Here is a 5,084-nt window from a genome sequence, read left to right on the forward strand (position 1 = left end):
CGATATGTGAGGTCAGCTCCAAATTGTGCCTGTTTGTAGAAGCGGGCACGGTTCAGAAACGTACCATTCAGTGAAATCAGCGTAGAAGCCGGAAACGAAAGCGGTTCGTGATTCAATACCGGCAGCAATAGCCTTGGAAAAGTGAGCGACGTCGTGACCCCTAGTTCATAGCTATTAATGTCCCAGCTTCTCCCCTTCGTATTGTGCTTCGTCTCCCATTCATAGCTCCCTCTCGCCGTCACCGTGAGCATTTCACCGCCCCTAAATATATTCTTCCTATTGACCGAAAAGTTGAGCCCCGGCCCCACCTGATTATTACTCTTAAACCTAAAAACCCCCTCCAGCTCCGTGCTATAAGGCTTATCCAGTTGCGAAGTAATAATAATATCAAGCGCATTATTAATGCTATCATTCGAAGAACGGTTAAAAGCCACATCGGTATAGGCAAAAGCATTCAGATCCGCCATAGAGCGGAGCGTCTTGATCTGGCTCTCCTGATTGTAGAGAGTCCCCGACTCAAATCCTATGCGTGGCAAGAGCGATGAAAACTTCACCGGCGACCTTTTATGGTACTTAAATAGCACCCCCTCCACCATCAAACTATCCGTGAGGGCACTATTCTGCCCATCCCGCACCTCATAGGTAATAGAGCCGATATGCCACGGACGGTAAGCCTCTGGGAGCATCTTTTCCGAAAGCAACACCCTCAGCTGCACTTTCCCTGGTGCTTGTACCGTATCCGCCTCATAGACAATATGATTGGGTTGAAAAAAGTAATACCCCCGATCCCTTAGGAAGTTGCTGATCCTAGTCCGCTCATTCTCCAAAGCCAACACTCCAAAAGGTTCCTCATGGTGTAGAAAACCCCGTTTTGAATGTACCAGCGAATCCAGTTCTTGCAGAGGCAGAGCTTCCAATTGATAGTTGATACTATCCAGCACGTGCGGTGATCCCATCGCAATGTGGTAGCTTGGCCTGGCACTAATTGAGTCCTTGCCCACGATCGTAACCTCAGGTGTTACTGAGCTGTGGAAATAGCCATACTCCCTCAGCACCTGCTCCGCCACAGTCGCCCTCAGCTCTGGGTTCACCTCCGAGAGGAGAATCGGCTTCTCCCCAAAAGTCTTATAGAGCCACCTCCCGAAGAAATTATTGGAGTGAGCATAGTACTTATCAAAGAAAAAAGGATATGAAAAGGGCAATCGATGCTTTGCCGACCCTAGCAAACTATTATTTGGCTTATAGTTAAGCACACTCTCCAGCTCATTGCGTGCCAATTTACTATTGTCCGAAAAGCCCGTCCCCTTATCGGCATACTCAATTTTCCCCACGCCAGCATAAAACTGCTCCCCCTCGGGGATATACTTAGCTACCGAGCAGCCCCCCAGCAGTAGCAGAGAGAGCCAAAGCCCACACCATTTATTTATTCCCTTCATCCTCTTTATCATTTGTCGTCACCTCCTCCCTTCTTGGCAAAGCTTTTATCTCCCATATAGCTCTAGGCGTAGGGGCATTAGATTTCAGTGGGTTGGAGAACTTGAATAGCTCATTCAGCTTATTCATCTTTCTCCGGATCACATAGCCAATTCCCGTCTCAATCACCTCACCATCCAGGAGATTTTCATAGTTTTTATTGTGGAAAAGCCTCAGATAGTGCGTCCCCGCTTGATCCAGCTGATAGTCCAGCGACATATTATCTATAAACGTCTGCTGCAATCCAGTTGCCGCAGCACCCGTCACCATCTTACCGCCCACCTGCACGCTGATTCGGTTGTTAAAGAGGCGCTTAGTAATGCTGTACGAGTAGTTAGTCCCCACACCATACGCATTTGTACCGTCGGTAATACCTAGATTGATCTCCGCATCAAGAGCCTCCCCAGCGAGCGAATTAATCTGACTAGCTAGGAACGAAGTGAGTGCCCCATTCACATTAAATCCCTTGGTATTCGAAGAGCCCCCACCGCCAAAGTAGTGCCCCGAAGCCAGAAGCATTATTGATTGCCTATTCTGCTCCTCAGGACTCAGGCGTGCCAGCATATTTCGGATCGTCAGGTCTTGCGGTGCCTCCATTTCAAATCGCAGTTTCAGGTTGTCCAGCCTATCCTCCGCGATCACATGCACGTCAAAGTCCACCTGTCTATCCGGCTCCCCTGCTAGCGATACATTACTGCGTATCCTAGCCGTCGCCTTCACATCAATGTCTGGCTCCATTAGTAGCCCATTCCACGTTACCTTACTCCCCTGCTGTACCTTAAACTTCCGCTTTAGTGGTGATACGTACAAGTGGATATCCCCCTCATGGATATTGTACGCCCCATTCAGCGTCATCGCCCCATACGGTGGAATAGAGAGATTAAAGTCACCACCCCCTTGGAGCGCCACCTTATTATTACCATCAGTCGTCAGAATAGCATTCACCTTAGCGGCAGGGTCTATGTGGAGAGCCAGTTTGATATCCATACCACCGAGAGAAAGGCTATCCACCGTGCTTTTTTGCTTCACAAAGAGCGTATCCGAAAAGTCGGTAAATGTCACCAACCCCTTGTACCCAGCCCTGCTCTGTAGCTCCCCTGTTTGCGACTGATAAGTGACATCCGTATCCCCCTTAATAGAGAGCGAACCCGAGAGCTTAAAGGCACTCAGAGGCCCCTTGATCCTTAGATCCGCATCGGTATTCACCTTGCCATAGAGGAGCGTCTCACTCGTCGCATCAGAGTCCAGAAGCATCATATCCCTACCCACTATACGGAGGTCACTCTTCAGCCCATTTGCCACCGATACATATCCTTGAGTGGTGAGCCTGCCTGTATTGGCACTCAGCGCATACTCTTCTAGCAAAATGCGCCCATCTACCACTCTGATTGGTTTCGAATCGAGGTGGTACGTTTCATTGGCAAAAGGAGTATAGAGACTCGCCTCCTCAAAGGTGATCTGCCCACTCAGTGGCACCACCTTAGCACGCTCAATCTTCTCTCCTAGAGCATAGTTGCTCACACTTCCGCTCATCCGCCCCTTCAGCTTAGCATACTTTGCGGGGAGAAAAGGATTGCTCCTCTCCAGCGGTAGCTCCTTCACCGTTAGGTGGTACCTCAAAGGCTCCTTAGCCTCCTTCGATGAGCTCTTCGGTGCAAAGGCCTCCGCCCAAAGCACCGACTGCCCCCCTAGAGCCACCTCACCAGATAGGTGTCTCCCCGACGTACCGTCCTCCATATTACCCGAAGCCTCCACTTGGCCCACTTCCCTCTTTTGGTAAAATAGATTCTCCGCCTTCAGCACCCCCTTCATCTCACTGCCCCCCTTCGGTAGCTGTAGCCAATCCACCGTCGCATTCAGTCTGCCCGAGAGGTCAGGCACCCAAGGCACCGCACCTAGGTCGGCAAGGCGAAGGTCGCTGATCGTTGCCCTCAGCAAGTGACCCCGCTCATCCGGCAGGTTATGTATCTTGATCCAAGTCCCCTCCGCTGTCGCCAGCTCCAGCTGGGCAAGGATCTTGTTGCGATCCTCTTTAGGAAGCGTCACGAAGTCTTCCCCCACCACCTCAAATCTATTGTAGGCGAGCACCACTGGATCGGGGGTAAATCCCAGTGTCAGGTCACCATTCGGCCTGTTCATTAGCTCCAAACCCATCTGTACAAATGGCTCCTGTTTCGAATCCAGCCAATTGATATACGCCTCACTGCGGTGTACATTAGATGAGAGCGAGAGAATCATATCAAACGCCGGTTGATTGAGGAAGGGCTCCTTGTGTACCGTCCCCATAGCCGTAAAGAAAGCCGAGTCTTGCCGAAGCACCAAGTCGATATTATCGATTCTAAAGGTATCCGACTGAAAATGGCTCACCACTCCCAGTCCCGATAGCCCCTCCCCTGCTACTGTCTGCAGGTCCAGCGACACCGAAGTAGCCCCTATGCGGTGCTCATCAAGGTAGGCCCTCAAGAGGTTGTCACGGCCCATCTCAAATCGCAACTCCATATCTGGGTAATAATGTATCCACGGCGCCATATTTACCTGCCCCACTGAGTCGGCGAGCGACTTCTGTGCTTCCTCCATCACCTTTTGTAGGCGAGTAGTAAAGTCATTCAGACCATTCTTAGCCGCAAAGTGGAGCGAGAGATCACCCGACGCCACCTCCGCCCCAAGATCCCTTTCCGAGGTGTGGAGCGTGAGATAAGTATTCTTCGGGTAGATCGTTCCCTTATCCGTCACCAGCACAAAGTTTTCGATCTCACCCTCCCATTGGTACCGCTGCTTCAGGTCGCTCATCACATTACTCCTCAGCTCCAGCTTACCCGCCTGCAAGATCGGCAGATCCACCCCAATCGCCGAGGGGACCACCGTATCCACCAGTATATTGATACTCCCCGAGAGACTATCCCGCCGCATCATGATATCCGATTGTGCCGCCAGCCGAAGCCCCTCACTATCCGTGCTGAGTGCCGCAAAGAGCTGATGATCCTTGAGCTGTGAGAGGAGCGTCAACTGCTGCAGACGATAGCCACGGTAGCTCACACTATCCACATCCACGTAGAGGATGCCCCTCGACCGCTTGTCAAAGGGGTCGGTACCCCGCCCCTCCAGATTGATCGTTGCAGAGAGGGGGCCGATCGTATCATACGGCAAAAAAGGTTGTAGTGCTAGGTCACGTACCCTAAGGTCGGCAAAGTACTCTTCTCGCCGTGGGTGATAAAAGGCATGGAGGGTTAGGTCGCCACCCCCCATATCCGTAGCCTGCCGTAGCTGTAGATCTGCCCCCATCTCCTCTGCTGAGTAGCGTGCCGACCCTCGTAGCTGTACCCCCTCTGGGATATCCCAGCTAGGCGCCTTTTTTCCTTCTTTACCTTCCATTAGCATGAGCAACCACTCCCGTAGCTCACTACCCGTCTGTAGCTCCAGAGTAGCATCCACCTTTCGACCCTCTGCAAGTGGCTGCTTTGCCACCCCCTTCAGCGAGAGCTCCGCCACCTCTTCCCCCTTCATCCGAAGAGCATAGGTGAGCTGATCCTCCATGGTTCCATTCGCCTCTAGTGACACCTCCAGTGGCTTAGAGACCCTTGCCAGACGGTCCCCCAAAAAGCGACCAACAT

The 5,084-nt window shown here is 51.8% G+C and carries 2 protein-coding genes; both read right to left on the reverse strand.

Annotated elements, in window-relative coordinates:
* Positions 1-1,436 (reverse strand): BamA/TamA family outer membrane protein (locus QVO39_RS07400; RefSeq protein WP_502685072.1); only part of this gene is annotated, 1,436 nt, incomplete at its 3' end.
* Positions 1,420-5,084: translocation/assembly module TamB domain-containing protein (locus QVO39_RS07405; protein WP_288171917.1), on the reverse strand; the 3,665-nt coding region annotated here is incomplete at its 5' end. The genes QVO39_RS07400 and QVO39_RS07405, both read right to left, overlap by 17 nt.

The organism is Porphyromonas sp. CAG:1061 (genome assembly GCF_000435035.1).
GTDB classification, from domain to species: Bacteria; Bacteroidota; Bacteroidia; order Bacteroidales; family Porphyromonadaceae; genus Porphyromonas_A; species Porphyromonas_A somerae.